Origin of the sequence: Ensifer sp. 2TAB8 (genome assembly GCF_052115125.1) — a bacterium.
Classification (GTDB): Bacteria; Pseudomonadota; Alphaproteobacteria; order Rhizobiales; family Rhizobiaceae; genus Ensifer.
Genome location: NZ_JBFRGB010000021.1, coordinates 56,313 through 83,250 on the forward strand (window position 1 = coordinate 56,313; position 26,938 = coordinate 83,250).

The window sequence follows — 26,938 nt, forward strand, 5'->3', positions numbered from 1 at the left end:
GGATTGATCACCTTGCAAAATCTTGAGCAACAATGATCCAAGAAGCGGGAGGCATCGTAACTGGTGCCATGGAGACAATTCTTGCGATTTCGGCTACCGCTGTTCCAGATATCCCATTTGTTCGACCTGGGCATGAGCGCCTGGTCGGACTTGGGAGGGATAAGAAGCGTGGACGCATGATAGAGCCGGCCGAGGAACTGACTAAAGATCAAGCCTGCTCTCTGCTTGAGGCAGTTGGTCGCAAGCGAGATATCGAATCTTTCGAGGCGCTGTTCCGCTATTACGGCCCGCGCGTTAAGGCCTATATGGCGCGCCTGACGCGTGATCCAAACGTTGCAGAGGAATTGATGCAGGAAGTGATGATCACCGTTTGGAACAAGGCAGGCCAGTTCGAAGCGACACGTGGTAACGCAGGTACGTGGATCTTCACGATTGCCCGTAACCTTCGTATCGACGCCTACCGCAAGAACCGGAGGCCGGATTTCGACGTCAATGACCCCGCATTTGTGCCGGACGATGCAAAAAGCGCGGAGAACGAGCTGGCGGAACGCCAGGATGCGACCCGGTTGAAGGACGCCATGAAGGACTTGCCTCAGGAACAGATCCAATTATTGACGCTGTCGTTCTTCGACGATTGTTCTCACAGTGCGATTGCCACCAAGCTGAACCTGCCGCTGGGAACGGTGAAATCGAGAATCCGACTTGCCTTTGCGAGGCTTCGGACTGCGCTGGAGGACGGAAAATGAATATCCGTCATCATGTGAGCGACGAATTGCTGGTGGGATATGCATCCGGCACGCTTGAAGAGGGTTGGAGGCTTGCTGTTGCTACGCATCTTGCCCTGTGCCCGAACTGCCGTGCAAGGCTGACGCTGATGGAAGACGCCGCCGGAGAGCTGTTTGAGAGCATATCGCCAGTGCCAATCGAGGTCTCGTCGTTCAATCGGTTGAAAGAGCGCATACGAGCCGGGGAAGAAAACCGTAGCGTCTCGCCGAGGGAGCCAACGAAAGTAGTCAAAGTCGTTTCGCCACCAACCATCCCGGAGCCATTGAGATCCTATCTTGGAGGAGATCTGGCGGAGCTGAAATGGAAGTCCCTGGGACGTGGCGCGTATCATATTCCGATCGAGCTCGCCGATCGGTCGACAGCGGCGCGTCTGCTTCGCATACCTGCTGGAAAACCGGTGCCTGAACACAGTCACGGAGGTCGCGAGTTGACACTGGTGCTCAGTGGCAGTTTCAGTGACGGAGAGCTCTTGTTCGCCCGCGGCGATATTGAGGAGGCAGACACGAGCGTTCGACACCAGCCCCTGGCAACGCCTGAGCAAGATTGTATCTGTCTGGCAGTAACCGACGCGCCGCTCAGGTTCTCGAGCTGGTTCATGCGTTTGCTGCAGCCCGTGCTTCGGATCTGATCGGAGCGACCGATGACCTACGCGATATCCTACGTGGCGACAGCGATCGTGTTCCTCGGTTTGGACTTTTTGTGGCTGACTGGGTCGTCGAATTTCTATCGCAGCCGAATTGGAGAGCTTCTGCTCGGCCATCCAAATCTCATTGCCGCCGCTGCATTTTACCTCATTTATGTCACCGGTGTTTCATATTTTGCCGTCATACCTGCGCTCAGCTCCGGACGTTGGACGATGGCGCTTGTATCGGGCGCTCTGCTCGGCCTTGTCGCTTTCGGCACTTACGACATGACCAATCTGGCGACGATCAAGGGGTGGTCGTTGCAAGTCAGCTTGGTGGACATGGTGTGGGGCGTCTTCTTAACCACGGCATCCGCTCTCGCCGGATATTTTTCCGTTTCGACGGTACAAAAGTTGATGTGACCGACTTCTCCAGACCACTCTACCTCGGAGATTGAGGCGGCCAGAGCGGGATCAACTCATATCGCGCGAAGATAGAAAGCTTCGAAGACGTTCGGAACTCGGATTGCTCAAAACATCGCGAGGATCGCCCTGCTCTTCGATCACACCCTGGCTCAGAAAGATGACATGATTGCCAACGTCGCGGGCAAACGCCATTTCGTGGGTTACGACGATCATCGTTCTTCCCTCCTCGGCCAATCGCCGCATCACCCGAAGCACCTCGCCGACAAGTTCGGGATCAAGCGCCGAGGTTGGCTCGTCGAAAAGCATGATCTCCGGTTCCATTGCGAGCGCCCGGGCGATTGCTACTCGTTGCTGTTCTCCCCCTGAGAGAAAGGCCGGAAAGGCGTCCCGGCGATGCGATACACCGACTTTTTCCAAGTACGCATCGGCTCGCTCAGCGGCCTCGGCGCGGTTTATCCCCTGCACGCGCATTGGCCCCAGCATCACGTTCTCCTTCGCCGTCATGTGGCTCCACAGGTTAAACTGCTGAAAAACCATCGACAAACGGGAGCGCATCGAAGCGAGCCTCTTGGCGTCATGTACCATCAGGTCACCATTCGACGCCTTCCTCAGGTCAAGTTTTTCTCCCTGAAACCGGTAGCTGCCCTCGGACGGGTGCTCCAGGAAATTGAGGCATCGCAAGAACGTGCTTTTGCCGGAACCGGACGCGCCGATCATGGAAATCACATCTCCACGCCTCGCGCTGAGCGAGATGCCTTTGAGCACCTCGACAGTCCCGAACCTCTTTCGGATGTTGGTCACTTCGAGCATCGCCGTCATAGTCTGTCTCCGTGTCTTGGCGCTCATGGGCTTAAAAGTGGACCGTTGCGGAACACATCGTTGCCGGCGATCTTGCCGAGACGTTTGCCTCGCTCGGCAATGCGGCTGTCAGCGCGTGCGTAGAACACGCCTGATGTCTGGGCCTTTACGGCTGTCACCGTGCCTGAAAGCGGGTCGATGATCTCAGCGATCACATCACCAGCGCTTACGTGATGGCCAAGGTCGAGTGCGTAGCTCACCACCCCCGCAGACGGTGAAATGACAGCTTCTGAACCGGCAAGGGGCGTGGGCTCGCACAGTCTGGCGGGCGCTTTCCCCGCCGAACCCTTGACGACCCCTAGATCGCGAAGGAACTCGACGATCGCTTGCGCGTCGCTGCGGGCACGTCGCCTATCGACATCGCTTCGACCGCGCTGATGGCCGGCAACACGGAGCAGTCGGCACTTGCGGGGTAGACAAGCAGAGATCTGGCAGGCTTGATGAGGACAGGATAACGGGAGGCCGCGCGTACATGAACATAACCCTGCGGCAACTCAGGGCCTTCATCGCGGTGGCCGAACTCGGACAGTTCAACGTCGCCGCACGCAACCTCCATCTCACCCAGTCTGCGGTCAGCATCCTCATTCGGGATCTGGAACGGGAGATAGGCGTGCGGCTGTTCGACCGGCACACGCGCATGGTCTCCCTCACCCTGGTCGGCCAGGAGTTCCTGCCGCAGGCGCGCAAGATCATGAAGGACCTCGAGCTTGCCGTTGGCGACGTGCGCGACAACGCCTCCCTGAAGCGCGGCCAGGTGACGATCGCCGCTGCGATCGTGCTTGCCGCAACGGTGGTACCGCCGATCATCGCCAGGTTCCTGAACAAATATCCGGAAATCTCCGTCAACATTCGCGACATGCCTGAAGAGCAGATCACGCCGGCGCTCAAGCGCCATGAGGTCGATATCGCCGTCGGCACCCTTTCGGAGGAAGATCCCGAAATCGCCGCAACCCCGCTGCTGCGCGACAAGTTGATGCTCGTCTGTCGGGAAGATCACCGGTTTGCCAAGCGCAAATCCGTGCGCTGGGCCGAGCTCAAGGACGAGGCCCTCATCACGCTTGCCGCCTCCAATCCACTACGCAACATCGTTGAGCACAATCTTATCCGCGTCGTTCCGAACTACCGGCCAAAGTACGAAGTGCGCTTTTCGACGGCCGCCATCAGCATGATCGCCGCCGGAATGGGTGTCTCGATCCTACCGGAGAATTCCGGACAACTCGCCTCGGCCGTGGGCGTGACCACGGTCGATCTCATTGACCCGATCGTCATGCGCGACGTCTCGCTGCTTCAACGGCGCCATCACAGCCTTTCGCCCGCTGCCGAGCATCTGAAGGCGGCTTTCATTGCCAGCGTTGTAAGAGACGTGTGAGCGTCTCGACAAGGCTCGGGGACGCTCTACCAGCAATCTGAGCTGGGGGTCTTCTCATGTTTTAACCAATGCGAAAATCCGAACGCTGCTGCGAGGCTTACTTCATTGGATCGACTTTCGCATTCTCCACGGTGTCCGTTGCTCAAGGGCTGAGCGAGAAGGAGCGGGAGTAGCCGGGGCAGATTTGGTGGCGGCCCTTCCGGAGCCATCTAAGCCTGCGCATATGCGGGCGATGTGAGCCGTCGGCGATGGGTCAAGGATTCCGCCGTGGGCGCAAATCAGATTCGTTTCGGTCATGCCAAAGAAGCGCCTGCCCTCAGCCGAGCACGCCGACACGCTATCGCTGAATGCGTTGCGCTCGCTTGTGACGGGCCTGGTCAGTGAGGTCAGGGAGCTCTCCGCAGAAGTCACGAAGCTTCGCCCCGAGAACGCGGAGTTTCGCCAAGAGAATGCAGCACTGCGCCAGGAAAACACCCGCACGAAGGTGGAGAAGCAGCTCTTGCGCGACGAGATTGCCATACTGAAGAGCCTGCCGCCGCGGCCGCCGTTTCGCCCATCGGGCATGGAGAAGGCAACGGTTTTCAAACTGGATGATCCGCCGGCACCGGCCGAGTGTTGGCTGACACCGGACGGCAAGATGCTGCTTGCGCCGTTGCCTGCAGGAATTGAGCGTAAGCGCTCGAAACGCCGAACTCCCGGATGATGCGCTCCATCAGACTGGAGCCCTGTTGGGGTGCTGTATCCTTCGCGGCGACGCGGCATTCCACGCTCGCATGAGCAGATTAACGCAGAGGAAGGAGGATGGGTGCGACCGCCACTATGCAGGTAGTGGTGGGCCTGGCGTGCGACTGGACATCATTCCAGTCGATACATTCTGCGATCCTTCTGTAACGGGCGTCTCGTCAATCCCTTGTGCGCGTAATCCCTCGCCGAGTGCTTGCTTCTGTCGGCAGTCGGAGCTTTGCCGCTGCTCTATGGGGTCTGCTGAGGACCGGTTGGCCAATCTAAAACGGCGCAGTCACCGCGTGCTGCTGATCGCATAACGGCCTAACCCATCCATCGTCCCGGCGAAGGGACCTTGCTGCGGAGGGCTGATGGCTGCCCGTCCGAATACCTGTCTTGTCGTCTCCTGCGGTCAACCCGGCAGGGCGGACGCTCCCTTATGAGCAATGAAGTTGGTTCTGTCCCTGAGCATGCAATGCAACACCACCGCCAGCTTGCGCGCCAGCGCCACGCGCGCCTTTCTCGGACCGGCACGTCTGGCGACCGCCAGTGCCCAGCTCTTCAGGTCGGAACCTTTGACCGGTCGCGTCAGGATGACGTTGGCCGCCTCGTAGAGCACGGTTCGCACGCTGCCATCGCCGATCTTCGAAATGCGGCCGCTCTGATCGGTCTCGCCCGATTGATATTTCTTCGGCGTCAATCCGAAGTGTGGCCCGACCGCCCGCGAGGAGCGGAATCGCTCCGGTGCATCGACGGCCGCGACAAATGTCAGCGCCACCAGGACGCCAACGCCGGGCGTCGTCATCAACCGAAGTGCGTTGTCATCCTGGCGGGCGATGGCACGCAGCTTGCGCTCAAACCCTGCGAATTCGTGCACAAGCGCGTCGCGCACTTTGAGCAGTGCCGTAGCGATCGCTTCCAAGGTCGAATGGCCGGCAATCAGCGCGCGGATGCGCCCCGCGTAAGTGCGCCGCGTCGTCGGCCCTACCTTGAGGCCGAAGCCGCGCAGGATGCCCCGGATGCTCATCTCGATGTCGTGAAGCTTGCCCTGAATGAGCTTGCGCGCGGTCAGCAGCGCACGCACCTCCTGGGCGGCAAGCGATTTGCAGTGGACCGGTCGGAACCAGCCCAGCCGCATCAACTGCGCGATGCCGCGGGCGTCCTTCTTGTCGGTCTTGACCGGCATCGTCTTGAAGGCTGCACGCACGTGGCGCGTCTCGATCAGCTCGACGGAAAGACCTGCCTTCACCATCCCGGCATGGAGCCACTGCGACAACGGGCCGGCCTCCAGACCAATGCGCTCCATCGCCACGCCGTGCGCGCCGAACTAGGCGATTAGCGCATCGGGTTCGCTGAGCACCTTTGCTTCCCGCACAATGCGGCCATCCGCATCCACCACGCACACGCTTGAGTATTCCAATGATACGTCGATGCCGGCATACTCTTTCATGGTCGTCTCTCCGTGCTGCTATGGAGCAGGCCACTCCTGACTCCGCGACACCATCATTGTGAGGGACGACCACCCGCCCTTCAAACCTGGCGAGCCGAGTTCCGCCCGTTACACCATCTACTTGGCCCCGACCGTGAACATGCGCGCAACGAGCCTTTCCCAGGTTGATCTGCCTTTCGACTTTACGGTTGCTTCATGGGAGTTCGGTTGCATTTCTAGGGCATCAATGTTCCGGCGCAAGACGCTGTCGAACCGACGGTTGCCAGGATGGGTTCCCGTCTTTTCCGGAACGCCATGCGATGCGCTATTTTGCTTGCGGGAACAATTCTTTTAGGAACCACGCGGGGTCGCCTCTTTGGCTGCGCGCAAGCCCGACAAAGCGACACTTCACCTTTTCGAATAGGGCTGGAGGCAACGGGCCGTGGTAGCCGCTATCGGTGTCGAGCGGCCGGACGGCCGGGTCGGAGGGTGGCGTATGCGTGATCGGGAGGACGCGGACCACAGGCGTCACCGGAGAATCGAGAGCCGAAAACGGCAGGACGGTCTGAGCCGCCAACCACCGGGTCGTCATCCACAATCATCCACGCGAAATGCAGGCTAGTCCTGGTGAAACCCGGCACAGCAGTGATGATCTTCGGCGCGGCTAGGCGCGACATGCGTGCCGGATCGTGTCAGCGGGTTTCTGGGTCCGTCAGCGGCAGCAAGTGCGGCCTCCTGATCATTATGCCAAAGCCATCTCCGTCGCAGATGAAGTCTATCCCAGCCGCTTCAAATACCTGTCGCATCCGGTCTAAAGTGCGCGTTCGCAGCTGTTCACCTCGTTCTAAGCGACTTACTGTCTGGCTCGAAACGCCGGCAGCAGCGGCCAAATCCCGAATACCCCACCCCATGGCGGCTCGAGCGAGTCTGCACTGAACAGCATTCATTTCACAGCACTGCTGTGATTTGGCTTGCCCATCCCGCTCGACAACGATACCCTCCTAAGCTGCAATCGGCTGGCCCACGTGTTGGAGCACGCGAGACCAGCCTAACCACAATCTAGCTTATTGGAGCTTGGATCATGGCTGATTCTGAGACTAGCAGAACTTTGCCTGCAATTAAGCGTAGAAATAAGTGCGCGGACGATGGCGCCCCAAAAAACCTGCCCTACCGGATCGATCGTCGCAACCTTCTGTCTGTTGCCGGACAGCTGCTGAGCGCGCGTATTGCAGAACTTGACGGGCGCAGGGAGAACGGTCCGACGCCAGTTCGGGAACTGTGGCCTCGCTGGTACGCCTACCATCATCATTACGCCCGATCCGCGCGTCTCAGAAAAAGGCTTGCTTCGGACATGCTGCAAGCAGTCGGCGATTTGCCGATTTCTGAACTGGAAAGCGTTGACGACGGCTCCGTCGCGGTTCGGTCTTTGGCCGCCCTCCGTCGCTTTGCGCAGGTGGATGTCGGGCCCGGACAAACCGGCCTGTACGAGCGCCAGAAACGGTGGAAGGAAGCTGACCGACGCCTTGGTTACAGTCCAGTCGCCGCTCTGGAACAGGAACTTGCAGAACAGGCCGGGGTCCTGGGGCGGGTGCTGTTGATCGCGCCGGTCTCCTCGGCGCTCGAAGTCGCTGCAAAGCTTCACTGCCTGATCGTTTCACAGGATCCGGGCCTCAAACTCGAGGATGCCCCCTGGCCACAGCTCCGGACCCTGTTGAAGGACCTCATCCGGATCAACGGTGCGCGAGACGATCAGCACCTGTCACGAACGACTGACGACGCGGTCGGAACCCAGCCCGCAGTTTCACTCTGACGGGGAGATCTAGCAAAATGGACCTCGGCAAATCAACGGATGTGCGAGACGTTTTGAACCTGGCGACGCAATACAAAGCCGCCGCCGTCAAGCTGGGTGAGGCCCCATCCAGTCCCAACCATCTTCCGCAAAGGCTGCTGGCTCTTCATGCCATCGAGCTTTATCTCGATGCTCTTCTTCAGGCGAAAGGCCTCGATGGCGAGCCGATCCACAACTTCCAACATGACCTTGGCGAGCGGGCCCGAATAGCGGGGGCCGCAGGACTTGTCTTGCGCCAGCGCACGCTGGCGCACCTGGCAACGCTCTCCTCAGCTAAAGAGTATCTCATCGTCCGATATGCTCCTGAGCTGACGTCCACGCTCTCGCAGGTGAACCGGGTTCTGACGACGCTTGAGGAGGTTTCGCGGAAGGTCCCAAAAATGGTGAAGGCGACCAGGCCCCATAAGTGAACTTGATCGCTGGCGGCCAAAGGGATAGCGCGTTTTCCGAGTTGGACCCGCACTCGAAGGTATGTCAGACAGTGCTGCCCGAGATTTGCATTCATCGTTGACTGGATCTTATCAAAGAATGACTCGGAACAAATTCCCAAACTGGGAACTTTATGCTTGTTTCCAAATTGGGAATTCGTTAAATAGGGACTCAAGTGAACGTTATCGCTAAATCTGCGCTGGTCAGCTTTTGGAATAGCTTGCCGAAAGGCGTCCCCAGAGAGACCGCGCGAGCCGCAATGACGGAATGGTATACTACCGCATCGAAGGCGAGCTGGAATAATTTCAGCGAGTTAAAGAAGACATTTAACTCAGCTGATCTGGTGGCCGGCAACAAGGTTATCTTCGACGTCGGCGGCAACAAGTACCGCATTGTGGGGCTGGTCGCATTTCGGTCTAAGCGGATTTTCGTCCTGTTTGTCGGGACGCACGCCCAGTACGATGCGATCGACGTCAAAGAACTCTGACGTGAAAGGAAGTCGACATGTTGGATTTGAAAGGTTTTCGGACGCTTCAGAGTGAGGCCGAGTACAACGCCGCACTGAAGGAAGTTCGGCCATATTTCGAAGTCGAACCCGAAGAAGGCTCTGAGGAAGCTGCGCACTTTGACGCGCTCGTCCTTCTGATCGAACAGTACGAGGGCAAGCACTATCCAATCCCGACGGCGAGCCCCGTTGAGGTGGTCAAGTCGGTGATGGCTGCGAACAACTACACGCGCGCCGATCTCGTGGCGGTTATTGGTTCGAAAGCGCGGGCGGCCGATCTTCTGAACGGAAAACGGGAAATTAATCTGGATCAGATTAGAAAGCTCAGCAAAGAATGGAACATTCCGGCTGGTTCACTGATCGGCGAAGTCGCGGCCTAAGGATCTCGGCTAAGCTCGACCCATCAGCTCGATCGACCGGGCGAGCAACGTCGTTGATGCGCTCGATTACGACCCGAATCATTCACCCCCGACGATCGAATTCGCTCTTTCAGGTTCGAGTCAGGCCGGGCACCGTCCCGATCGCCAAACGCCTGGTGTCGGAGGTCTTGAAAACCAATTCAGCATTCCCAGATGATTTTCCATCTTCTTTCATCCGGTTAGATAGGAAGGAGGGAAACATGTATCTTCCGGAGATGCCATGGTCTGTGCCGTTGGAGGTAACATTCCAGAACGGCACCAATTGCAACTTTTCATCGGTCTTCGACGCGCTCGTTTTCCTGGAGAATGAGTGGCCGCGACGTCGCGGACGGCGCTACGAGCAAGCCGTCGAAGTCTGTCGGCGAGCCCTTAACCGAAGGACGCCGGTCGCGGTCGCGTGAAGCTTTCGTCGCTGCGTGTCTGGAGGCGGGCCGCCCAGCGAATGAGCTAGCCCACCTCACCAGGCCGGGAGGCAATGATAGGCGCGCTGCCGCATAATCTGGAGGGTGGATGCTCCGATGCTTGACCCCTTGGAAAGTGCCTGGACAAGCCCGACCGAGTTGAACTTTCTGCAAGCGGTCTTCGACCGGGTTTGCATATGGTGCCAGATTGATCGGCCCAGTGAGCGTGACGACCGCCTCGCGAATTACCTGCTGCATGAATATCGGGCTGGTAGTCGCGACGAAACAGCCCTTTTTGAAGCAGCAATGTGGCGCGAGGCGGGCCGTTCAAAGGCCGGCCCTATGCATGAGCACGACAAAGGGCTTATCGCGTACCTCAGCGGGCCGCCGCCGGCTCCGGTATCCTCCTCAGAACCCGAGGCCGCGGTTTCCTGCTAGCTCGGTAGATACTCACCACTCCAGGTCTCGCTGATCGTATCTGAGGCGATCAGCCGGTCGATCTCGGCGTCGGTGTAGTTCAGGGACCGGAGAACGGCGCGCGTGGACGCTCCGTACTTCTCCGCCGGCGCGACAGCGGTGACCTTGCCGACGGCTGGACGGATGGCGAATGGGTCGAGCTGTGTGACGGTGTGTCCGCTCGGATGCTTCGGGAAGATCGAGAAGGAATAGCTACCCCGGTCGATCCCGGGCGTGCCGTCAGCAATACGGGCACTGCGGCTGCGGATCGTTTCGATGTTCTCGCAGAGCGATACGCCGATATCGGCTTCGTGTAGGCGCTGCTGCCAGGCTTCCGCCGGCGCGGTCAGGAAAGCCCCTGCGAGATAGGCCTCGCGATCGGATACCGCCAATTTGACAATCCCACTGAGACCCTCGACCTTGCCGAAGCGCGGAAGGTCGGCTTCCGAGGCGCACAAAAGAAGGTGATCCCCCGATGCCGTCTCGTAGAGCCGCGACAGGGCATGATATCCCTTGGTCTCGCGGCCGGACGGCTCATCGAAGGGGCCACGCCCGGCATAATCGTAGCAGAAGGGTATCTGTGCGAGGCCGGTCAGCGCCGACAGCGAGGTGCGCGGGCGGCCGACGATCCCGGTTCGGGATTTCCGGTAGAGGGCGGCGGCAATGCCGAGCGCCGCGCCGAAGCCGCACATGACGTCGATGGTGCCGACATGGGCATGCTCCTCCGGCGTCTCCATCGAGCCGCCGAAACGCAGCATGATGCCGGTCGCCGACTGCACGAGGTCGTCATAGCCGAGATAGTCGGTGCGCGGGCCAGTGCGCACGCCGCCGAAGCAATCGAGCTGGCAGAAGATCGCTTGGCGGTTGAGCGCCCTCAGGCTTTCGGCATCGAGCCCCATCGCCTTGACCTGACGGTCAGTGGCATTCCAGACCACGACATCGACAGAGCGCACCAGTTCTTCGAAGATGACGCGGCCATCGGGCGAGCCGATGTTCAGCAACACGGACTGCTTTCCACGCATGTGCGACATGCCGAAGATCACGGTGTTCCAGCAGTCATAAAGTGGCTTGGCCGGGTCGATCTTGATAACCTCCGCACCGAAGCGGGCAAGATAGGCGACCGAATGTGGACCCGCGATCACGTTGCACAGATCGAGAACTTTTACGCCGTCCAGCCAGCCGCCGGGGGCGTCGGCCGTTGGCGCCGGCAATGACGGCCGCTCTATACCCGAAAGCATCGCCAGCGCGTCCTTAAAGGTCCCCCAGCGCCGCGGGTGCGGTGTCAGCATGGCTTCGGCGCTCTCTTGCAGCCAGGCCATCGGCCCCGGCTGGGTCATGCGACCGAGGATCGGATCGTCCACCTCAATCATGAGGCCGGCGGCCTTGGCATGATCGTCTGCGATCCATTCCTTCAACCAGCGCTGTGGCGCGCCCGGAAACAGCCCTTCCCCAAAGACACGTTCCCATTCGGCCGCCGTCTTGGTCAGGAAAACTTCCTTCATGCGGGCTGCGATCTTGTCGGCCCAGAATTTCGGGAGCGGATAGACGCCAAGCGAAACGTCCGACGACCATTGCGAGACCGGAAGATACGTATCTTCCTCCTCGCGCAGTCCCTCGGCCACCAGTTCATCGTATAGACCCAGGGCTTGCAGGCAGCGCTTCGCGTGGTTCTTGTGGCTGGGGCAGACGACATAGAACATCCGCCCGTCGGCGCACACATAGCTGCGATAGAAGGGATCGAGGAACTCCTGGAGCTCGTGATAGGACATGTCCATCGGCAGGCCCTCGCCGCGCCGGCGCTCGATCTCCCGCTCGCGCTGGGTCTGGTAGCGCAGCGGATAATCGTCAATCAGGATCGAATTGTAGGAGAGGCCTTCCATGACGGCGCTTGCCAGCGGCACTTCGATATGATCGCCGTGTCCCGTGCGCTCGCGCGCCTGAAGCGCCAGCACCGTTGCGGACGCCGCAAGCATCGTGCCATAGGCCGAAGAGAGCGGAAGCGGCGAGAAAGACGGGTTGATGCCCATCAGCACGCGATTGAGGCCCATATCCGTGAAGACGCCGGAGGACGCCGCAATTACCGGCTCGAAAGCCCTCCAGTCACGGCGAAGCTGATCGTCGGAGGCAAAGCCGGGGATCGACAGGGTGATTAGCTCCGGCCGCGCCTTGCGGAGCGCCGCAAAATCGATTCCGAGCCGGGCGAGCACGCCGGGGCGGAAGTTCTCAACGACAATATCTGCCTCGGCCACCAGCGCTTTTGCCTCATCCAGCCCCTCCTCCGTTTTGAGATCGAGGGTAACGATCAGCTTGTTGCGGTTGAGTATGGCGTTAGCGGGATTGTCCCAGAGCGGACCGCCGGGCGGGTCGACATGCACGACGGTCGCGCCCAGATCACCAAGGATCATGGCCACGGCCGGGCCGGCAATATATTGCCCGAAATCAACCACCCGAACGCCGGAAAGCGGAAGCGCGGAACGCGCGATCGATGTCATTGCTCTTTTCTCCCCAAGATTTTTCTATGCGCGCCGATCGGCGACGATCCAGCCGGCCGCCTTTTCGGCGATCATCAGCGTCGGCGCGTTGGTGTTACCGCTGGTGATCTTCGGCATGATGCCCGCATCGACGACGCGCAGGCCCTCAATGCCCCGCACCCTGAGGTGGCTGTCCACCACGGCCATCGGATCGTCGTCGCGGCCCATCTTCGTCGTCCCGACCGGATGAAAGATGGTGTTGGCGATATCGCCCGCGAGCCGCGCCAGTTCCTCGTCGCTCTGGAACTGCAAGCCGGGCTTCCATTCCTGCGGCTGGTATTTCGCGAGCTTCGGCTGCGATACGATCTTGCGCACTTGCCGGAGACTCTCGGCAGCGATGCGGCGATCCTCTTCGGTGCTGAGGTAGTTCGGCGCGATCGCCGGTGCGTCCGACACCTTGCCGGAACGAATGCGCACGCTTCCCACGCTGGTCGGATTAAGGTTGCAGACGCTTGCGGTGAAGGCGGGAATGCTGTGCAACGGCTCACCGAAGGCGTCGAGGCTGAGCGGCTGGACGTGATATTCCAGATTGGCATGGGCCTGGCCATCGTCCGACCGGGTGAAAGCTCCGAGCTGCGAGGGCGACATGCTCATCGGACCGCTGCGCTTCAGCACATATTCGAGCCCGATCCTAGCCTTGCCGAACAGGCTGTTGGCGAGCGTGTTCAGCGTCTTGGCATTGCCGACCTTGAAGACCGCGCGAATCTGCAGATGGTCCTGAAGATTTTCCCCGACACCTGGCAGGTCGTGCGCGACCTCGACACCATGGCGCTTCAGGAGAGGACCTGGCCCGATGCCCGACAATTGCAGGATCTGCGGCGAACCGATCGCGCCGGCGGAGAGGATGACCTCCCTGCGCGCACGAACCTGCGCACTGCGTCCCTGCCGCTGAAGCGTAACGCCAACGCAACGCTTGCGACCGGAACCCTCGGTTTCAAGAACCAGCCTTTCGACATGGGATTGCGTCCAAATCGTCAGGTTCGGGCGGTGTTTCGCCGGGCGCAAGAAAGCCTTGGAGGTATTCCAGCGCCAGCCGGAGCGTTGGTTGACCTCGAAATAGCCGACACCCTCATTGTCGCCGCTGTTGAAATCGTCGGAGCGCGGAATACCAGCCTGGACGGCGGCCTCGGCGAAGGATTCGAGGATGTCCCATTTGAGCCGCTGCTTCTCTATCCGCCATTCGCCACCGTGGCCGTGCATGTCGGAGAAGCGGCTGTTGCCGCCGGTCTTTGGGTCGGCGCCGTTGTCCAACCGATAATGATCCTCATGCGCCTTGAAATCGGGCAAGCAGCTCTGCCAGGACCAGGCGCTATCGCCGGTCGCCGCCGCCCAGCCGTCGAAGTCGCGCGCCTGGCCACGCATATAGATCATGCCGTTGATCGAGGAGCAGCCGCCGAGCGTCTTGCCGCGCGGATAGCGTAGCGACCGGCCGTTCAGACCAACATCAGGCTCAGTTTTATACAGCCAGTCGGTGCGCGGGTTTCCGATGCAATAGAGATAGCCGACTGGGATGTGAATCCAGTGATAGTCGTCCTTTCGGCCAGCTTCTAGCAGCAGCACGCGCATCGCTGGATCGCGGCTGAGGCGATTGGCGAGCAGACAGCCTGCGGAGCCTCCACCGACGATGATATAGTCAAAACTGTCGGCGGCGCGGTGAGAAGTGCGGCTGGTCATCGGCTTGCCCGCCTGCTGCGATGCAACACCGCACAATCATAAGCTTCGACGATTTGCCGTAGCATTTTAACCTCCTCCCAATCTCCATTTTCATGAATAACGGAGGATCGGGCTGGAAATCCAATGACAAATGACGCAAGGCATTATAAGTAAAATTAATATGATTCAGTCAATCGACCTGAGAAAATTGAGGGCTTTCGTCACCGTCGCGCGCGAGGGAAACGTTACGCGCGCCGCGGAGCAACTGCACGTCACCCAGCCCGCCGTCACACTGCAATTGAAACGCCTTGCCGCCGACACGGGGCTCACCTTGTTCCGCAGAACCTCCACGGGGCTGGAACTGACGCAGGAAGGAGCCCTGCTGGCAGCCAAGGCGGAGCAGGTGTTGATGGCATTGACAGATTTTGGGCAGACGGCCGGACATTTGGCGACGCGAGTGCGAGGGAAACTACGGATCGGCACGATCATCGACCCGGAGTTCACCCGGTTGGGTGCTTTTCTGAAGGCGCTGATCGAAAGCGGGCCAGGTATCGAAACCACACTGCGTCATGGAATGAGCGGCGACGTGCCGGAGGGCCTGAGGCGAAATGAACTCGATGCCGGTTTCTATCTCGGCGACCCAAGAGATTATGGTCCTTCCGCCGAGATTACCGGAGAAAGTGCCGCACCGCTTTTTCATGCCCGCGAGCTGGCGCAATTGACATATCGCGTCGTCGCTCCGCCATCGCTCGCCGGTTTCGTGCGTGGCGCAGATTGGACACAGCTTGCATCGCTTCCTTGGATCGGCACACCGCAGGCCTCGGTCCACAATCGATTGCTGTTGCGCCTATGTGCCGATTTAGGCGTCCGGCAAAATATAGTCGCCCAAGTGGATCAGGAGGCGTCCATGGTCGCCATGGTACGGACAGGGGTGGGCTTGAGCCTTTGCCGAGAGTCGATTGCGCTTCATGAACAACAGGCGCACGGCCTCGTGATTGCAGAAAACGTGAGGATCTCGACGACACTAAGTTTCCTCTGCTTGGAAGCTCGCCTCGGCGATCCCTCGATAATGGCTGCTTTTGATGCAATCAGACGAGTTTGGATGTAGTTCTTCGGTAAGCCCAGCGGAGCTGTGAAGTCCCTGAGCGAGGGTCATGCCCGGTGGCGAAAAAGCGCAAGCTGAAGGGCAACGCCGAGGCGATTGCGGGCTTCCCGCCGCAGCCGGACCTGATCGATGTCGTACGGCTGAACTGGGAAGGACCCTTCATTGGAGCAGATCCCAACTGCCGGCGAGAGCCCCCTCGGTCTCGCCATTGCATGAGGCTTCTGGTTTTGCGGCTGTCGATTTCTTAGCGCCTCTCAATCACTTCCCCCATACGCCCATCAGCATCCTGAGAAACCGCTCTGCCGCCGGCGACAACGTGCCGCCACGACGGCGAACCACACCGATTGTGCGTGATATTTCGGGATCGCCAATTGGGCGTGTGATCAAGAACGGATGGTCATCCTGCGGGGTCGCCATTCGTGGCAGGACCGAAATACCGAGGCCGGCCTCCACCAGCCCGAGGGAAGTGGACAGATGGGTCACCTCATAAAACCAGCGCAGCTTGATATTAGACTTTGCCAGCGCGGCGTCGAGCAGCGTTCTGTTGCCGCTTGATCGATGAACCGTGATCAAATGGTAGGGCTCCAATTCAGCCCAGCCGACCCATGGTTTGGCTGCGAGAGGGTGGTCCTTGCGCGCTGCAAGCACGAATGGGTCTTCCGCGAGACGCTCGAAGGTGAGGTCGGGATCCGACGTGCCCATAATATTAATGCCGAACTCCACCTCCCCCCGCGCCACGGCTTGAAGGCCTTCGGTCGCCGGCAGGTCGAGGATACGAAAGCGGATGTTCGGATACTCCTTATTAAATTGCCGAATGACGGTAGGGAGGAAGTAAAAAGCCGCAGTGGGTAGGCATGCGATCGTTACCAATCCACCTCGATTAGGCCCAACGTCACGGACAGCAAACAGAGAGCCATCGAATTCCTCCAGCATGCGTCGAACCAGGGGCACCAATTCTGTACCGAGAGCCGTCGCGGACACGTGCCTGGTCGTTCGCTCCAGGAGGGGTGCTCCGATCGCCTGCTCGAGCTTCTGAATCCGCCGGGTCAACGCGGGCTGTGACAGATGCAACGCATCGGCCGCGCGATGAAAGCTCTCTAACTCAACGACGATCAGGAACGCGCGGAGGTCGAGGATCTCACAATTGATGTTCATAATGCAATAATCCTCAGATTCTTAGCATTTAACAGATCAACGTTTGTTCCGATAATTGGATCAAAGAACGCCAATTGATACGGCGATGACATAATCCTTATGGAAGCACAAGCGATGAACGACCTGTTGGCGATCCCTTGCGTACTGATGAGAGGCGGAACCTCGAAAGGTCCCTTCTTTCTGGCATGCGATCTTCCGGTTGATACTCACGAACGCGACAAGATCCTGCTTTCAGTGATGGGTTCAGGTCATCCCCTGCAGATCGATGGCATCGGTGGCGGCAATCCCGTCACAAGCAAGGTGGCCATAGTTGGCCCCGCCAGCATTCCGGGCGCCGACGTGGATTATCTTTTTGCGCAGGTGCGGGTCGATCAACAGATCGTTGACACCTCCCCGAACTGCGGCAACATGCTCGCTGCGGTCGGCCCTTTCGCCATCGAGGCGGGGCTCGTTCCGGCTCGAGGGGAAACGACGCTCGTCCGGATCCACAATGTCAACACTGGCAAGATGATCGAAGCCGACGTTCCGACGCCGAATGGCAACGTCTCCTATCTCGGCGAAGCGGCGATCGACGGTGTTCCGGGCAACGCAGCGCCGATCGCGCTGACCTTCATGGACGCAGCCGGCGCGCGCACCGGACAGCTCTTTCCCACTGGCAAGCCGATCGATTCGATCGACGGTGTGGCTGTCACATGCATCGATTGCGCCATGCCGATGATCCTGATCGAGGCCGACTCGATCGGCGCTACCGGCTTTGAGTCAGCGGCTGAACTCAACGCCGATAGGAAGCTGCTTGACCGGTTGGAGAAGCTGCGCATCGCCGCCGGAGAACGGATGGGCCTTGGCGACGTGCGGAACCAGGTGACCCCGAAGCCCGTGCTCATTTCCCGGCCAAAGTCAGAAGGAGATGTCAACGTGCGCTATTTCATGCCGCATCAATGTCACCCTTCGCTTGCCACGACCGGGGCCGTGGGAATTGCCACCGCCTGCATCCATGAAGGCACCATTGCTTCCCTTCTCATCGGCACGCGCAAGCCGCCGGTGGTGCTTTCGATTGAGCACCCGAGCGGCCACCTGGACGTCAGGCTTCATGAAAGGGACGGCAAGGTCGTTGCCGGCATCCTTCGCACCGCTAGACGGTTGTTCGAAGGACATGTCTTCGCAAAACCTGTCACGCAACTGGGTTGCGCGGCATAATGATCGTGGCCGCCGGGAGGGCGCCACCAACAGGAGGAGAATATCATGCACAAGCTCATGCTCGCCCTCGCGGCAACCGTCGCCTCTGCCGGTTCGGCGTTGGCGGATCCCGTCCGCATCAGCGTCGGTTCTTACAATCTCAACAATCTTCCCTTTCCGGTTGCGCAGGGGCTCGGCCTTTATGAGAAGGAGGGCTTGGAGGTGACGGTAGAGAACTTTGCGTCGGGCGGCTCGAAGACGCTTCAGGCGCTTGTTGCCGGCTCGACGGATATCGCCGTCGGCTTCTACGACCACACCATCCAGATGCAATCTCAGAAGAAGTCCGTCGTGGCGTTTGTGCAGCTCGCACGCAATTCCGGGCTGGTGCTGGCTGGGGGCAAGGACAGCACGTTCGACCCGGCAAAGCCGGAAACGATCAAGGGCGCGAAAATCGGGATCACTTCGCCGGGCTCGTCTTCCGATTTCTTCGTCCGCTACTACCTGCAGCGCAACGGCTTGTCCGGGAACGACGTCTCGCTGATCGGCGTCGGCTCCGGGTCTGCGGCCGTGGCGGCCCTTGAACAGGGCAAGGTCGACCTCCTCGTCAACTACGACCCGGCAGCGACCTTCATCGAGGCCAAGGGCGTCGGCAAGATCCTGATCGACGGGCGCAGCGATGACGGTGCCAAGGCGATCTATGGCGGGATTTACCCAACCTCCGTCCTCTATGCCACGCAGAGCTATATCGAGGAAAATCCGGAGACCATCCAGAAGGTCACGAACGCGACGGTCACGGCGCTCGAGTGGATGAATAGCCACTCCGCGGAAGAGATCGTCGAAAAGCTGCCGAAGGAATTCATCTCCGGCGATCGTGACACCTACATCAAGGCGGTCGAGAACGCGAAGGCGATCTTCTCAAAGGACGGGCGCATCAACGAGGACGATATCAAGACTCCGCTCGCCGTCCTTAAGAGCTTCAACGAGAAAGTCGCTGCGGCTGAAATCGACCTTACGAAAACCTATACGAACGAGTTCGTCGGCAAGGTCCCGAACGTCGCCGCCAACTGACAGGAGGAGATCATGGCATTGGCCATAGTGAATACCGCACCCCCGACGGACAGTCTCGATCAAGCAAAGCCGATGGTTTCCATCGACTCGGTCACCATGGCCTTCGGAGCCTACGTGGCCGTGCAGGATGTGAACTTGAGTGTTTCCGATGGTGAGTTCCTCGCCATCGTTGGCCCCACGGGCTGCGGCAAGAGCACAATACTCAATGCGATTGCCGGCCTCCTGAAACCAGCGAGTGGCACCGTCTCAATTGATGGTCAGCCGGTGCGCGGGGTCCAGAACGACATCGGTTATCTGTTCCAGCAGGATGCGTTGCTTCCGTGGAAAACCGCGATCGAGAACGTGGAACTCGGCCCCATGTTCAAGGGTGTCGGCGCTGCCGAACGTCGCGAGCAATCGATGAGATGGCTGGCGAAAGTCGGCCTGAAGGGGTTCGAGCATCGCTATCCGCATCAGCTATCAGGGGGTCAGCGCAAGCGCGTGCAGATGGCCCAGGCGCTGATCACCGGCCCCAAGGTCATCCTGATGGACGAGCCCTTTTCCGCACTCGATATCCACACCCGTCACCTGATGCAGAACGAGCTGCTGCGGCTTTGGCAGGAGGAGCCGCGCGCCGTGGTGATGATCACACACGACCTTGAGGAGGCAATTGCCCTCGGTGATCGGGTCGTGGTGCTGGCCGCCGGACCACGCTCGCGTGTGATCGACAGCTTCCCCGTCGTTCTCGAACGCCCGCGCGATGTCGCCGAAATCAAGCTCGATCCACGCTTCATGGATCTTTATCGCAACATCTGGTCGTCCCTGCGCGGCGAAGTGGAGAAAAGCTATGAACGCCATGACTGAACGCCTCATCCAAGTCGTACTGCTGGTGGCAATTGTGGGCGGCTGGCAACTCGGTGTCACGGCCGGTTTCATCGATGTCTTCTTCTTCCCGGCTCCGGTCGACATCTTCAACCAGGTGGTATCCTGGTTGGTGGACGCCAGTTTTTATAGCCATGTGGCCATCACCTTGACCGAAACCGTGCTCGGCTATCTGGTTGGAACTGCACTTGGCGTGGCAGCAGGCGTCTGGCTCGGCCTCAGCAGCTCGGCCGCGCGCATTCTGGACCCTTTCATCAAGGGCTTGAACGCGATCCCCCGAGTCGTCCTTGCTCCTATCTTCGTACTCTGGCTGGGCCTCGGCCTCTGGTCCAAGGTGGCGCTCGCCGTGACCCTGGTGTTCTTCGTGACCTTCTTCAACGCCATGCAGGGCGTTCGCGAAGTCAACCCGGTGGTCCTGTCTAACGCCCGCATTCTCGGAGCCAAGCGGTCGGATCTTCTTCGCCACGTCTACTTCCCGGCCGCGGCAAGCTGGATTCTGTCTTCGTTGCGCACTTCCGTCGGCTTTGCCGTCGTCGGTGCGATCATCGGCGAGTATCTCGGCTCCTCCGCCGGGCTTGGCTATCTGATTGCTCAAGCCGAGGGCAATTTTGATGCGGTCGGCGTCTTCGCAGGCATCCTGATCCTGGCGATCTTTGTCCTGATTATCGACAGCATCCTGGACGTCGCCGAGAAGCATCTCATCAAGTGGCGACCGAGCGCTTCCGAACGGCCTGCGTGACGATCCTGAGCGGCAACTGAGAAGCCTAATAAGCGTTCTCCCTTTTAGCCAGAAGGGAGAACGCAGGCGTTCTGAGCACTCACTGGACGCAAAAGCCCCATACCGCCTGGATAGGCTTTCGGCATCGTACCGACCAAGTACCCGCTCCTGACGCTCCTAGGGCGTTCAGAACATAGGTGGCAACGCGAACGCTCCATTCGACGGCCGAAAACCGGCAGTCCGTATGTCTTCCTATCCCTCGCCCGCAACCTTTGAGGATCCTTGTGTGACACCCCGCAATGGCGCGCGCTGGTGATCGAGCAGTGCAAGAGCTTTGGTCTGCGGAACAGATCGCCGGTCGTCTGAAGATCTGCCGTTCTCAATCGTCCGAATGAAGCTAGTCTCCAGTCTTTGCCGCGGTGACCGTGAATTGCCTTACTTCAGCCGCCTCTCAAAAGCGGAGCGCAATTTTTTTGGGAAAGGCAGCTTACAGGATCGGACCAGCTATTCGGGATGCGAATACTGATCGTTTTCGCGCCGATAAAGTCGAGAAGCGACGCACCGTATATGCGACGCACCAACACCACAGCAGCCACCGATGATCGAGGCTCCGCTCTCCGCCCAAACACAGGCAAAGCTAGAATATCGGTCAGCTGAGAGGTCATCTCGAACGGAATGTAACGTTTCGTTTGCCGCTCCCCCTTCATCGGACCCGAATGCATTCGCATAAACACCTATATCAAGGGAAACGCCCAAATAGCCGAAAACCCCCGAGGCCTCCTCGACCGCTGCCTGCATAACTTCGGGACGGCTGCAATTGAAGAGGAGTGCCTGAGCTCCCGACCCGGCAATCCATCGCGCAGCATCGGCCAGGCACTCCCCGGAACGCAGGGCTGCCGGGCTTGGCTCCGTGCCTGGCCTGTCTTCAAGCGTGAAGGATATCCAGAACGGTTTACCGGTGCTCGCTATCGCCTGTTGGACTGACTCGGCTTCGGCCACGAGGCTCAGGGTTTCACCTAGCCACAGATCAACGTAGGGCGCGAGTTCTTCGACCAATACGCCAAGATAGTCCTGCACCCGCTCCGGTCTGAAGAGTTGCGGCTCGTACGAGCCAAAGATCGGAGGCAGAGATCCGGCGACGAGTACTTTGCGATCTCTCGCACTATCGGCTGCTGCGCGCGCCAGACTTCCAGCAAGAGCAATCAGCCTGCGGCCCTCTGCCCGAAAACTCTCCTCACCGATATGAAACGGCACCAATGCGTAACTATTGGTGGTGATGACATCGGCGCCCGCGACGATGAACTCCTCATGCACGCGCCTGACAACTTCCGGAGCCTCCATTAGCGCCAGCGCTGACCATTCGGGCTGCCTTAGGTCCGCTCCAAGTCGTACAAGTTCGCGGCTCATGCCGCCGTCGAGAATTCTAATGGGTTTCATGGCTTATACCTTTTTAGCCCGGCTCATCGCTTGATCACCGAAGACAATGCGAACGCTGTGAGGGTGTCTCGAACGCCCGGAAGTGCTGATATTTCCTGCCAGATTTCGCGGATGCGGTCGGTGGCGCTCGCTTCGACTCGTACGACGAGGTCAAACTCGCCGCTCATGACGTCGCAGGACACCACCTCCGGCAGTCGTTTGATCGCGTGGAGTACGTCACCGCCGCGCATGCGGTCGTGTCGATACACGAACATCATCGCGGTAACGGCTGCCGCGGGCGGCCTACCTTCGCCAGCGATGATCGTGTAGCCCTGAATAAGACCGTCCCGCTCTAACCGATCAATCCGCTGGCGCACGGCGTTGCGCGACAGATTGACCACCTCCGCCAACTCGGCGTGCGGGATTCGGGCATTTCGGGCCAGCTCGGTCAGGATGCGCTCATCTGCCCGGTCGAGAACCCGCTTCATGGCTGCAGCTCCTCGATAGATGCCTTGGCGGAGTGGAAGGCCTTGAAGGTGCCCGCTTCAAAATCCGTGAGTCTGCAATCTTTTCCAAACTCAGCAGCAGCAGCGGCCATCACGAAGGCCGGCAAGGCGCGCCATTCTGGTGCAGTCAAACGACGAACCTCTTCGTACCCGGCGAGCAAGGGGCGGACGAGCCTATTCTCCAGCATACCGTCCGCTCGCGCGGTCCAGCGCATCAAGACTTGCCCGAGTTCCGCGACCAGAAAGTCGTCGTGGCGCAATCGGAAATTAATGACGCCACTCACGGCCCCGCCGAGGAAGAAGACATTGTCCCGGTTGAGGGCTCCGTGCACCGGGCCTTTCGGAAGGCCTGAGCCCCCTTCATCGAAGGAACGCCTCAAGGTCTGGTGGATGCGCGCGACGCAGCCCCCCAGCGCCCGGCTCTTCTCAGGCGTGATCTCATTCGGTCGTGACCCCGGCATGAAGCCGACAACCGCAACGAGCTTGCCTGACACGGTGACCGTCGCTGCGCCGGCATCTGTTCGGAACGTCGTCGGACAGGGTACGCCTGCGGCAGAAAGGGTTTCCATTGTGCGAAAGGCACGCTCGAGATCGAAGGGATCGGCGCCGCTTTCGAACAATGTAACAATGAACTCACCGCGTTCTGAGCGGAAGAGAAAGGTCGTCTCGGCATCGCCGTCGGCAATGCCGATGACTGAGGTCAGACGTCCCAGGCGGTAGGCCGTGGCGATTTGGCGACACTCGACCTCCGTTAGATCTGTGAACACAGCCATTCTTCCGCTCCCTTCAGTGTCGCCTCGGCTCTCCAAAGATCGTGTCGATCTGTGCCGCAGACAGACCGCTGTCGCGCCCGACCACCTCGCGCAGCGACATCCGTTCAGCAAGTGCTGTACGGGCAAGGGATGCGGCCTTGGCATATCCGACCAATGGATTGAGGGCTGCGGCATGGACAAGCGAAGAGTCGTGAAGCGACCGGCAACGCTCTGCATCGGCCTCGATCCCTTCAATGCACCGGATACGCAGTGCGTCCATGCCTCTCGTCAGAAGCCGCATGGATTGGAGGATGTTGAGCACGATGACCGGCTCCATCGCATTCAACTGGAGTTGCCCGGCACTGGCTGCAAGTGTGACCGTGAGGTCATTGCCGATCACCTGGAAGCCGATCTGGTTCAGCATTTCGGGGATCACTGGATTGACCTTGCCCGGCATGATTGAAGAACCCGCCTGCATCGCCGGAAGCCGGATTTCGCCGAGACCAGCGCGCGGGCCGCTCGACAGAAGGCGTAGGTCGTTGCAGATCTTCGAAAGTTTCACCGAGATGCGCTTGAGCGCGCCCGAGATCGAAACGAAGGCGCCGGTGTCAGACGTCGCCTCGACGAGGTTGCGCGCGGGTCGAAGGGTGACGCCAGAGATGCGAGACAGATGCGCACACGCAGCAACCGAGAACTCCGCGGGCGCGTTGACGCCCGTACCGATCGCGGTGCCACCCAGATTGACTTCGCGCATCAGCTCGGCGGCGCTGAGAAATTGTGAGACGTCTTCTTCCAGCGTCTCTGCGAAGGCTTCAAACTCCTGCCCAAGGAACATCGGAACGGCATCCTGGAGCTGGGTCCTGCCAACTTTCAGGATGTCAGAGAAGGTTTCTCCCTTACATCGAAACGAGGCGGCCAAGGCCGAGAGAGCTGAAGTCAGTTTTTCGCCTTCCCGCAGCACCGTCAGCCGAATTGCGGTCGGATAGACGTCGTTTGTCGACTGGGAAAGGTTAACGTGGTCGTTTGGGTTGACCGCATCGTAGCTGCCGGGCTGCCGCCCCAAGTCCTGCAACGCAAGATTCGCGACTACTTCGTTGACGTTCATGTTGGTTGAGGTCCCCGCCCCGCCCTGCATCATGTCGACCGGAAAATGCGGCGAGAGGATTTCGCCCACAATCAGCCTGCTGGAGGCCCGTTCGATCGCCTGTGCGACGGAAGGAGAGAGAAGCCCCAGTTCAAGATTGGTTGTGGCGGCAGCCTGCTTCACCATTCCCAACGACTGCACGAACTCAGGAAAATCCTGGAGCCTGATCCCGGAGACGTCGAAGTTCTCCGTTGCACGCAGTGTGTGGATACCGATCAGGGCGTCTGCCGGAATCGGCCGGGGTCCGAGCAGGTCAGTTTCGACGCGTGTCTTTGCCATGATTTCCTCCGCAGTCCGGATCAGGCGGTGATAGCTTGGTCGAGGTCGGCAATAAGATCGTCGGTCGCTTCCAGACCGACCGACAGCCGGAACACCCCGTCCCCCGCGAAGCGACGGTAGTCAGCAAGCTGCTCCCCAGTGAGCCCGTAGGTCGATTTCATCATCTCTTGGGTGTCGAGCAGCACGACAATCGAGCGCTGATGTCCGAGGGAGAAGGCATAGTGAGCAACCTTGAGGCGCTCGGCGAGCCTCCGGGACATCGCCGCGGGATCTTGCACCTGGAAGGTCACTACCCCGCCGAACAGATCCATCTGGCGCTTTGCCAAGTCATGCTGCGGGTGGGAAGGCAGGCCGGGGTAGGCCACAGCCGCCACCGTCGGATGATCTTGGAGGAACGTCGCGATCTTTGCCGCGGAGTCAGAGATCGTCCGCATGCGCGGAAACAGCGTGTCGATGCCGCGCAGGATCAGCCAGGCGTTCATGGCCGGCATTGCCGCGCCGAGATATACGCCGGCGCGCGAGCGGACTTTCTCCACCAGTTCCTTGCGTCCGCAAACGACCCCACCCAATGCATCGCCGTGCCCGTTGATAAACTTCGTCAGGGAATGGATGACGAGATCGGCTCCAAGTGTCAGCGGCTGCGTGGCCACAGGAGTGGCCAGCGTTGAATCGACCGACATCAGAGCACCGTGCCTTTGCGCAAGGCCGGCGATGGCGGCAAGATCGGTCAGCCGCAGGATCGGATTGCACGGACTTTCGCAGTGGACGAGCCTGGTATTGGGCTGGAATGCGGCGGCGACCTCCTCGGCGCGCGACATGTTCACCGGCGTCACCTCAATGCCGTAGTCCGGCAATATGCGCCGGGCAAGTTCGTTGGCGCCGGCGTAGCAAACGTCGCTCACAATCAGGTGGTCGCCCTGCTTCAAGAAGGTAAGGAACGTTGCGCCAATTGCCGCAACGCCCGTTGCCGTGGCAACCGCGTCATCGGCGGCTTCGAGTGTGGCAAGCCGCTGCTCCAGCTGCCGCACCGTCGGATTGGTCCAGCGCGCGTAGAGGAACGGCAGCGCGGTCAGATCGTCGACCCCATCCGCGGAAAAAGCTCCGTCACCGGGTGTCAACACATTGTTGACGGACATGGAAACGTTGGGGGCGATGGCCTTCGTCGAGGGATCGATGACGAGCCCGCCGGTCAGAGCGAGGGTTTCGGGACTGAGACCCGTTGCTGCGCCGGGCATGCGCATATTCGCGTGCGGCTCGCGCTCCAAAAAGGCTGGGTGTCTTGTTACCATCTCAGTATCCTCCTGGGCACTCAGTCCCTGACTAGGGAAGGTGGCGTCGTTTTCGCCGCGCATCCCGGTGCTGCGTAAAACGGTCTAGTCGCGAGATCGGCGGATCAGACCAAAAGACCGGCATGCCGCAGGGCATGATCGATTTCCGCCTCCACAGCGGGGGTCACCGTCACGAGCGGCATGCGTACCTCCCGGTGCATGCGCCCCTGGCGCCAGAGGGCATATTTCGGACCCGCCGGGTTTGTTTCCAGGAAAAGCGCGCGGTGCAGTGGCATCAGGCGGTCGTGAAACTCGAGCGCACGACGGAAGTCACCCGCAAGGCACGCGGATTGGAACTCCGCACAAAGTCGCGGCGCGACATTTGCGGTCACGGATATGCAGCCGTGTCCACCATGCGCCATGTAGCCAATGGCTGTGCCGTCCTCGCCCGATAGCAGATTGAATTCTCGACCGCAGGCCATGCGTTCCAACGAAGGACGCAGGAGATTGGCGGTGGCGTCCTTGACGCCGATTATGTTTCGGCAATCCCGTGCCAGACGGGCAAGCGTTTCCACGGAGACGTCGATGACGCTGCGCGGCGGTATGTTGTATGCAATGATCGGAATGGACACCGCCGCGTCAATGGCGCGGAAATGCTGGTAGAGCCCCTCTTGCGTCGGTTTGTTGTAATAGGGCGCGACGATAAGCAAAGCATCGGCGCCCGCTGCCTGCGCGTGCCGTGAAAATTCGATCGCCTCGTCAGTGCTGTTGGATCCCGCGCCCGCGATCACCGGGATCCGTCCCCTTGCGATCTCCACAGTCAGTTCAACCACGCGCTTGTGCTCGGCGTGTGAAAGGGTCGGGCTCTCTCCGGTCGTTCCGCACGGGACGAGACCGTGGGTGCCTTCGGCAATCTGCCAAGCGACGAGCGATCGGAAGGCCTCTTCATCAACCTTCCCGTCTTGAAACGGCGTGACAAGCGCCGTGATCGATCCTTTAAACATCGCGATCTCCGTTTAACTTCTACCGGCGGC

General features: G+C 59.9%; 25 protein-coding genes and 4 pseudogenes. 15 read left to right on the forward strand and 14 right to left on the reverse strand.

All coding sequences use genetic code 11. From position 1 onward, the window contains the following. The first annotated feature begins 32 nt into the window (after nt 1–32). From AB4Z53_RS26765 to AB4Z53_RS26775, 3 genes are read left to right on the forward strand one after another with little or no spacing between them, the layout of a single operon-like run. Complete coding sequence (locus AB4Z53_RS26765; protein ID WP_441598656.1) at nt 33–746, forward strand: sigma-70 family RNA polymerase sigma factor; 714 nt, start codon at nt 33–35, stop codon at nt 744–746. Then, the gene (locus AB4Z53_RS26770) at nt 743–1,414 is read left to right on the forward strand and encodes a ChrR family anti-sigma-E factor (RefSeq protein ID WP_291157179.1); all 672 of its coding nucleotides are present in this window, start codon (nt 743–745) and stop codon (nt 1,412–1,414) included. The genes AB4Z53_RS26765 and AB4Z53_RS26770 overlap by 4 nt, the downstream gene beginning before the upstream one ends. Nucleotides 1,415–1,426: 12 nt before the next feature. Next, the gene (locus AB4Z53_RS26775; protein WP_441598658.1) at nt 1,427–1,831 is read left to right on the forward strand and encodes a DUF2177 family protein; all 405 of its coding nucleotides are present in this window, start codon (nt 1,427–1,429) and stop codon (nt 1,829–1,831) included. 51 nt (nt 1,832–1,882) lie between these two features. Here the strand turns inward: AB4Z53_RS26775 and AB4Z53_RS26780 are convergent, their stop codons facing one another. Together AB4Z53_RS26780 and AB4Z53_RS26785 are read right to left on the reverse strand one after the other, a co-directional pair. Continuing rightward, entirely contained in the window at nt 1,883–2,653 is a 771-nt protein-coding gene (locus AB4Z53_RS26780; RefSeq protein WP_291157174.1) for an ABC transporter ATP-binding protein, read from the reverse strand. A 23-nt stretch (nt 2,654–2,676) separates the two neighbouring features. Continuing rightward, on the reverse strand, nt 2,677–2,892 hold the full coding sequence (locus tag AB4Z53_RS26785; protein ID WP_441598660.1) for a hypothetical protein: 216 nt from the start codon (nt 2,890–2,892) through the stop codon (nt 2,677–2,679). A gap of 272 nt (nt 2,893–3,164) precedes the next feature. On the opposite strand from AB4Z53_RS26785, the gene AB4Z53_RS26790 reads away from it, so the two are divergent. Together AB4Z53_RS26790 and AB4Z53_RS26795 are read left to right on the forward strand one after the other, a co-directional pair. Next, nucleotides 3,165–4,061, forward strand: a complete 897-nt coding sequence (locus tag AB4Z53_RS26790; protein ID WP_441598662.1) for a LysR family transcriptional regulator — start codon at nt 3,165–3,167, stop codon at nt 4,059–4,061. Nucleotides 4,062–4,356: 295 nt separating this feature from the next. Beyond that, nucleotides 4,357–4,638: pseudogene (locus AB4Z53_RS26795) on the forward strand (IS66 family transposase); the annotation flags it as partial. Between the two features lie 558 nt (nt 4,639–5,196). Here the strand turns inward: AB4Z53_RS26795 and AB4Z53_RS26800 are convergent. The 3 genes and pseudogenes from AB4Z53_RS26800 to AB4Z53_RS26810 form a co-directional block, all read right to left on the reverse strand. After that, nucleotides 5,197–6,234, reverse strand: a pseudogene (locus tag AB4Z53_RS26800) (IS110 family transposase). A gap of 304 nt (nt 6,235–6,538) precedes the next feature. Continuing rightward, a pseudogene (locus AB4Z53_RS26805) lies at nt 6,539–6,742 on the reverse strand (hypothetical protein); the annotation flags it as partial. Nucleotides 6,743–6,905: 163 nt separating this feature from the next. Then, nucleotides 6,906–7,160 carry a helix-turn-helix domain-containing protein gene (locus AB4Z53_RS26810; RefSeq protein ID WP_291160406.1) on the reverse strand — a complete coding sequence of 85 codons (255 nt, stop codon included), beginning with the start codon at nt 7,158–7,160 and terminating at the stop codon, nt 6,906–6,908. A gap of 134 nt (nt 7,161–7,294) precedes the next feature. Between AB4Z53_RS26810 and AB4Z53_RS26815 the strand changes: the two genes are divergently transcribed. From AB4Z53_RS26815 to AB4Z53_RS26835, 5 genes and pseudogenes are all read left to right on the forward strand, one after another. Then, complete coding sequence (locus tag AB4Z53_RS26815; RefSeq protein WP_441598664.1) at nt 7,295–8,023, forward strand: hypothetical protein; 729 nt, start codon at nt 7,295–7,297, stop codon at nt 8,021–8,023. 17 nt (nt 8,024–8,040) lie between these two features. Continuing rightward, nucleotides 8,041–8,472, forward strand: coding sequence for a hypothetical protein (locus tag AB4Z53_RS26820; protein ID WP_113535766.1), 432 nt, complete (start codon nt 8,041–8,043; stop codon nt 8,470–8,472). 194 nt (nt 8,473–8,666) lie between these two features. Next, a complete protein-coding gene (locus tag AB4Z53_RS26825; RefSeq protein WP_113535767.1) occupies nt 8,667–8,978 on the forward strand; it encodes a type II toxin-antitoxin system HigB family toxin in 312 nt (103 codons plus the stop codon). A gap of 17 nt (nt 8,979–8,995) precedes the next feature. After that, nucleotides 8,996–9,376, forward strand: coding sequence for a helix-turn-helix domain-containing protein (locus AB4Z53_RS26830; RefSeq protein WP_113535768.1), 381 nt, complete (start codon nt 8,996–8,998; stop codon nt 9,374–9,376). 239 nt (nt 9,377–9,615) lie between these two features. Further along, nucleotides 9,616–9,913 (forward strand): annotated as a pseudogene (locus tag AB4Z53_RS26835) (DUF982 domain-containing protein). 337 nt (nt 9,914–10,250) lie between these two features. On the opposite strand, the gene AB4Z53_RS26840 reads toward AB4Z53_RS26835, so the two are convergent. Together AB4Z53_RS26840 and AB4Z53_RS26845 are read right to left on the reverse strand one after the other, a co-directional pair. Beyond that, a complete protein-coding gene (locus tag AB4Z53_RS26840; protein WP_291160414.1) occupies nt 10,251–12,764 on the reverse strand; it encodes a CoA transferase in 2,514 nt (837 codons plus the stop codon). 24 nt (nt 12,765–12,788) lie between these two features. Further along, on the reverse strand, nt 12,789–14,477 hold the full coding sequence (locus tag AB4Z53_RS26845) for a GMC family oxidoreductase (RefSeq protein WP_113535923.1): 1,689 nt from the start codon (nt 14,475–14,477) through the stop codon (nt 12,789–12,791). Nucleotides 14,478–14,607: 130 nt separating this feature from the next. On the opposite strand from AB4Z53_RS26845, the gene AB4Z53_RS26850 reads away from it, so the two are divergent. Beyond that, nucleotides 14,608–15,564, forward strand: a complete 957-nt coding sequence (locus AB4Z53_RS26850; protein ID WP_441598668.1) for a LysR family transcriptional regulator — start codon at nt 14,608–14,610, stop codon at nt 15,562–15,564. A 255-nt stretch (nt 15,565–15,819) separates the two neighbouring features. Here the strand turns inward: AB4Z53_RS26850 and AB4Z53_RS26855 are convergent, their stop codons facing one another. Beyond that, nucleotides 15,820–16,716, reverse strand: a complete 897-nt coding sequence (locus tag AB4Z53_RS26855) for a LysR family transcriptional regulator (protein WP_113535782.1) — start codon at nt 16,714–16,716, stop codon at nt 15,820–15,822. A gap of 114 nt (nt 16,717–16,830) precedes the next feature. On the opposite strand from AB4Z53_RS26855, the gene AB4Z53_RS26860 reads away from it, so the two are divergent. Genes AB4Z53_RS26860 through AB4Z53_RS26875 form a run of 4 tightly spaced genes read left to right on the forward strand, consistent with a single transcriptional unit; the run spans nt 16,831 to nt 20,560 of the window. Then, nucleotides 16,831–17,913 carry a 4-oxalomesaconate tautomerase gene (locus AB4Z53_RS26860; protein WP_113535783.1) on the forward strand — a complete coding sequence of 361 codons (1,083 nt, stop codon included), beginning with the start codon at nt 16,831–16,833 and terminating at the stop codon, nt 17,911–17,913. Nucleotides 17,914–17,958: 45 nt separating this feature from the next. Then, on the forward strand, nt 17,959–18,960 hold the full coding sequence (locus AB4Z53_RS26865; protein WP_441598671.1) for an ABC transporter substrate-binding protein: 1,002 nt from the start codon (nt 17,959–17,961) through the stop codon (nt 18,958–18,960). Between the two features lie 12 nt (nt 18,961–18,972). Beyond that, complete coding sequence (locus AB4Z53_RS26870) at nt 18,973–19,803, forward strand: ABC transporter ATP-binding protein (protein WP_441598673.1); 831 nt, start codon at nt 18,973–18,975, stop codon at nt 19,801–19,803. Further along, complete coding sequence (locus tag AB4Z53_RS26875) at nt 19,787–20,560, forward strand: ABC transporter permease (protein ID WP_113535786.1); 774 nt, start codon at nt 19,787–19,789, stop codon at nt 20,558–20,560. Before AB4Z53_RS26870 ends, AB4Z53_RS26875 begins: the two co-directional genes overlap by 17 nt. Before the next feature lie 483 nt (nt 20,561–21,043). Here AB4Z53_RS26875 and AB4Z53_RS26880 read toward each other — a convergent pair whose 3' ends face one another. From AB4Z53_RS26880 to dapA, 6 genes are all read right to left on the reverse strand, one after another. Continuing rightward, the gene (locus AB4Z53_RS26880; protein WP_441598675.1) at nt 21,044–21,976 is read right to left on the reverse strand and encodes a homocysteine S-methyltransferase family protein; all 933 of its coding nucleotides are present in this window, start codon (nt 21,974–21,976) and stop codon (nt 21,044–21,046) included. Nucleotides 21,977–21,999: 23 nt separating this feature from the next. Next, nucleotides 22,000–22,443 carry an Lrp/AsnC family transcriptional regulator gene (locus tag AB4Z53_RS26885; protein ID WP_113535788.1) on the reverse strand — a complete coding sequence of 148 codons (444 nt, stop codon included), beginning with the start codon at nt 22,441–22,443 and terminating at the stop codon, nt 22,000–22,002. Then, a complete protein-coding gene (locus AB4Z53_RS26890; RefSeq protein ID WP_441598677.1) occupies nt 22,440–23,270 on the reverse strand; it encodes a phosphotransferase in 831 nt (276 codons plus the stop codon). The genes AB4Z53_RS26885 and AB4Z53_RS26890 overlap by 4 nt, the downstream gene beginning before the upstream one ends. Beyond that, nucleotides 23,248–24,636 carry an aspartate ammonia-lyase gene (locus AB4Z53_RS26895; protein WP_441598679.1) on the reverse strand — a complete coding sequence of 463 codons (1,389 nt, stop codon included), beginning with the start codon at nt 24,634–24,636 and terminating at the stop codon, nt 23,248–23,250. Before AB4Z53_RS26895 ends, AB4Z53_RS26890 begins: the two co-directional genes overlap by 23 nt. Before the next feature lie 20 nt (nt 24,637–24,656). Continuing rightward, on the reverse strand, nt 24,657–25,877 hold the full coding sequence (locus AB4Z53_RS26900) for a trans-sulfuration enzyme family protein (protein WP_441598701.1): 1,221 nt from the start codon (nt 25,875–25,877) through the stop codon (nt 24,657–24,659). Between the two features lie 152 nt (nt 25,878–26,029). After that, the gene (gene dapA / locus AB4Z53_RS26905; RefSeq protein ID WP_441598681.1) at nt 26,030–26,908 is read right to left on the reverse strand and encodes a 4-hydroxy-tetrahydrodipicolinate synthase; all 879 of its coding nucleotides are present in this window, start codon (nt 26,906–26,908) and stop codon (nt 26,030–26,032) included. Between the last annotated feature and the right edge of the window lie 30 nt (nt 26,909–26,938).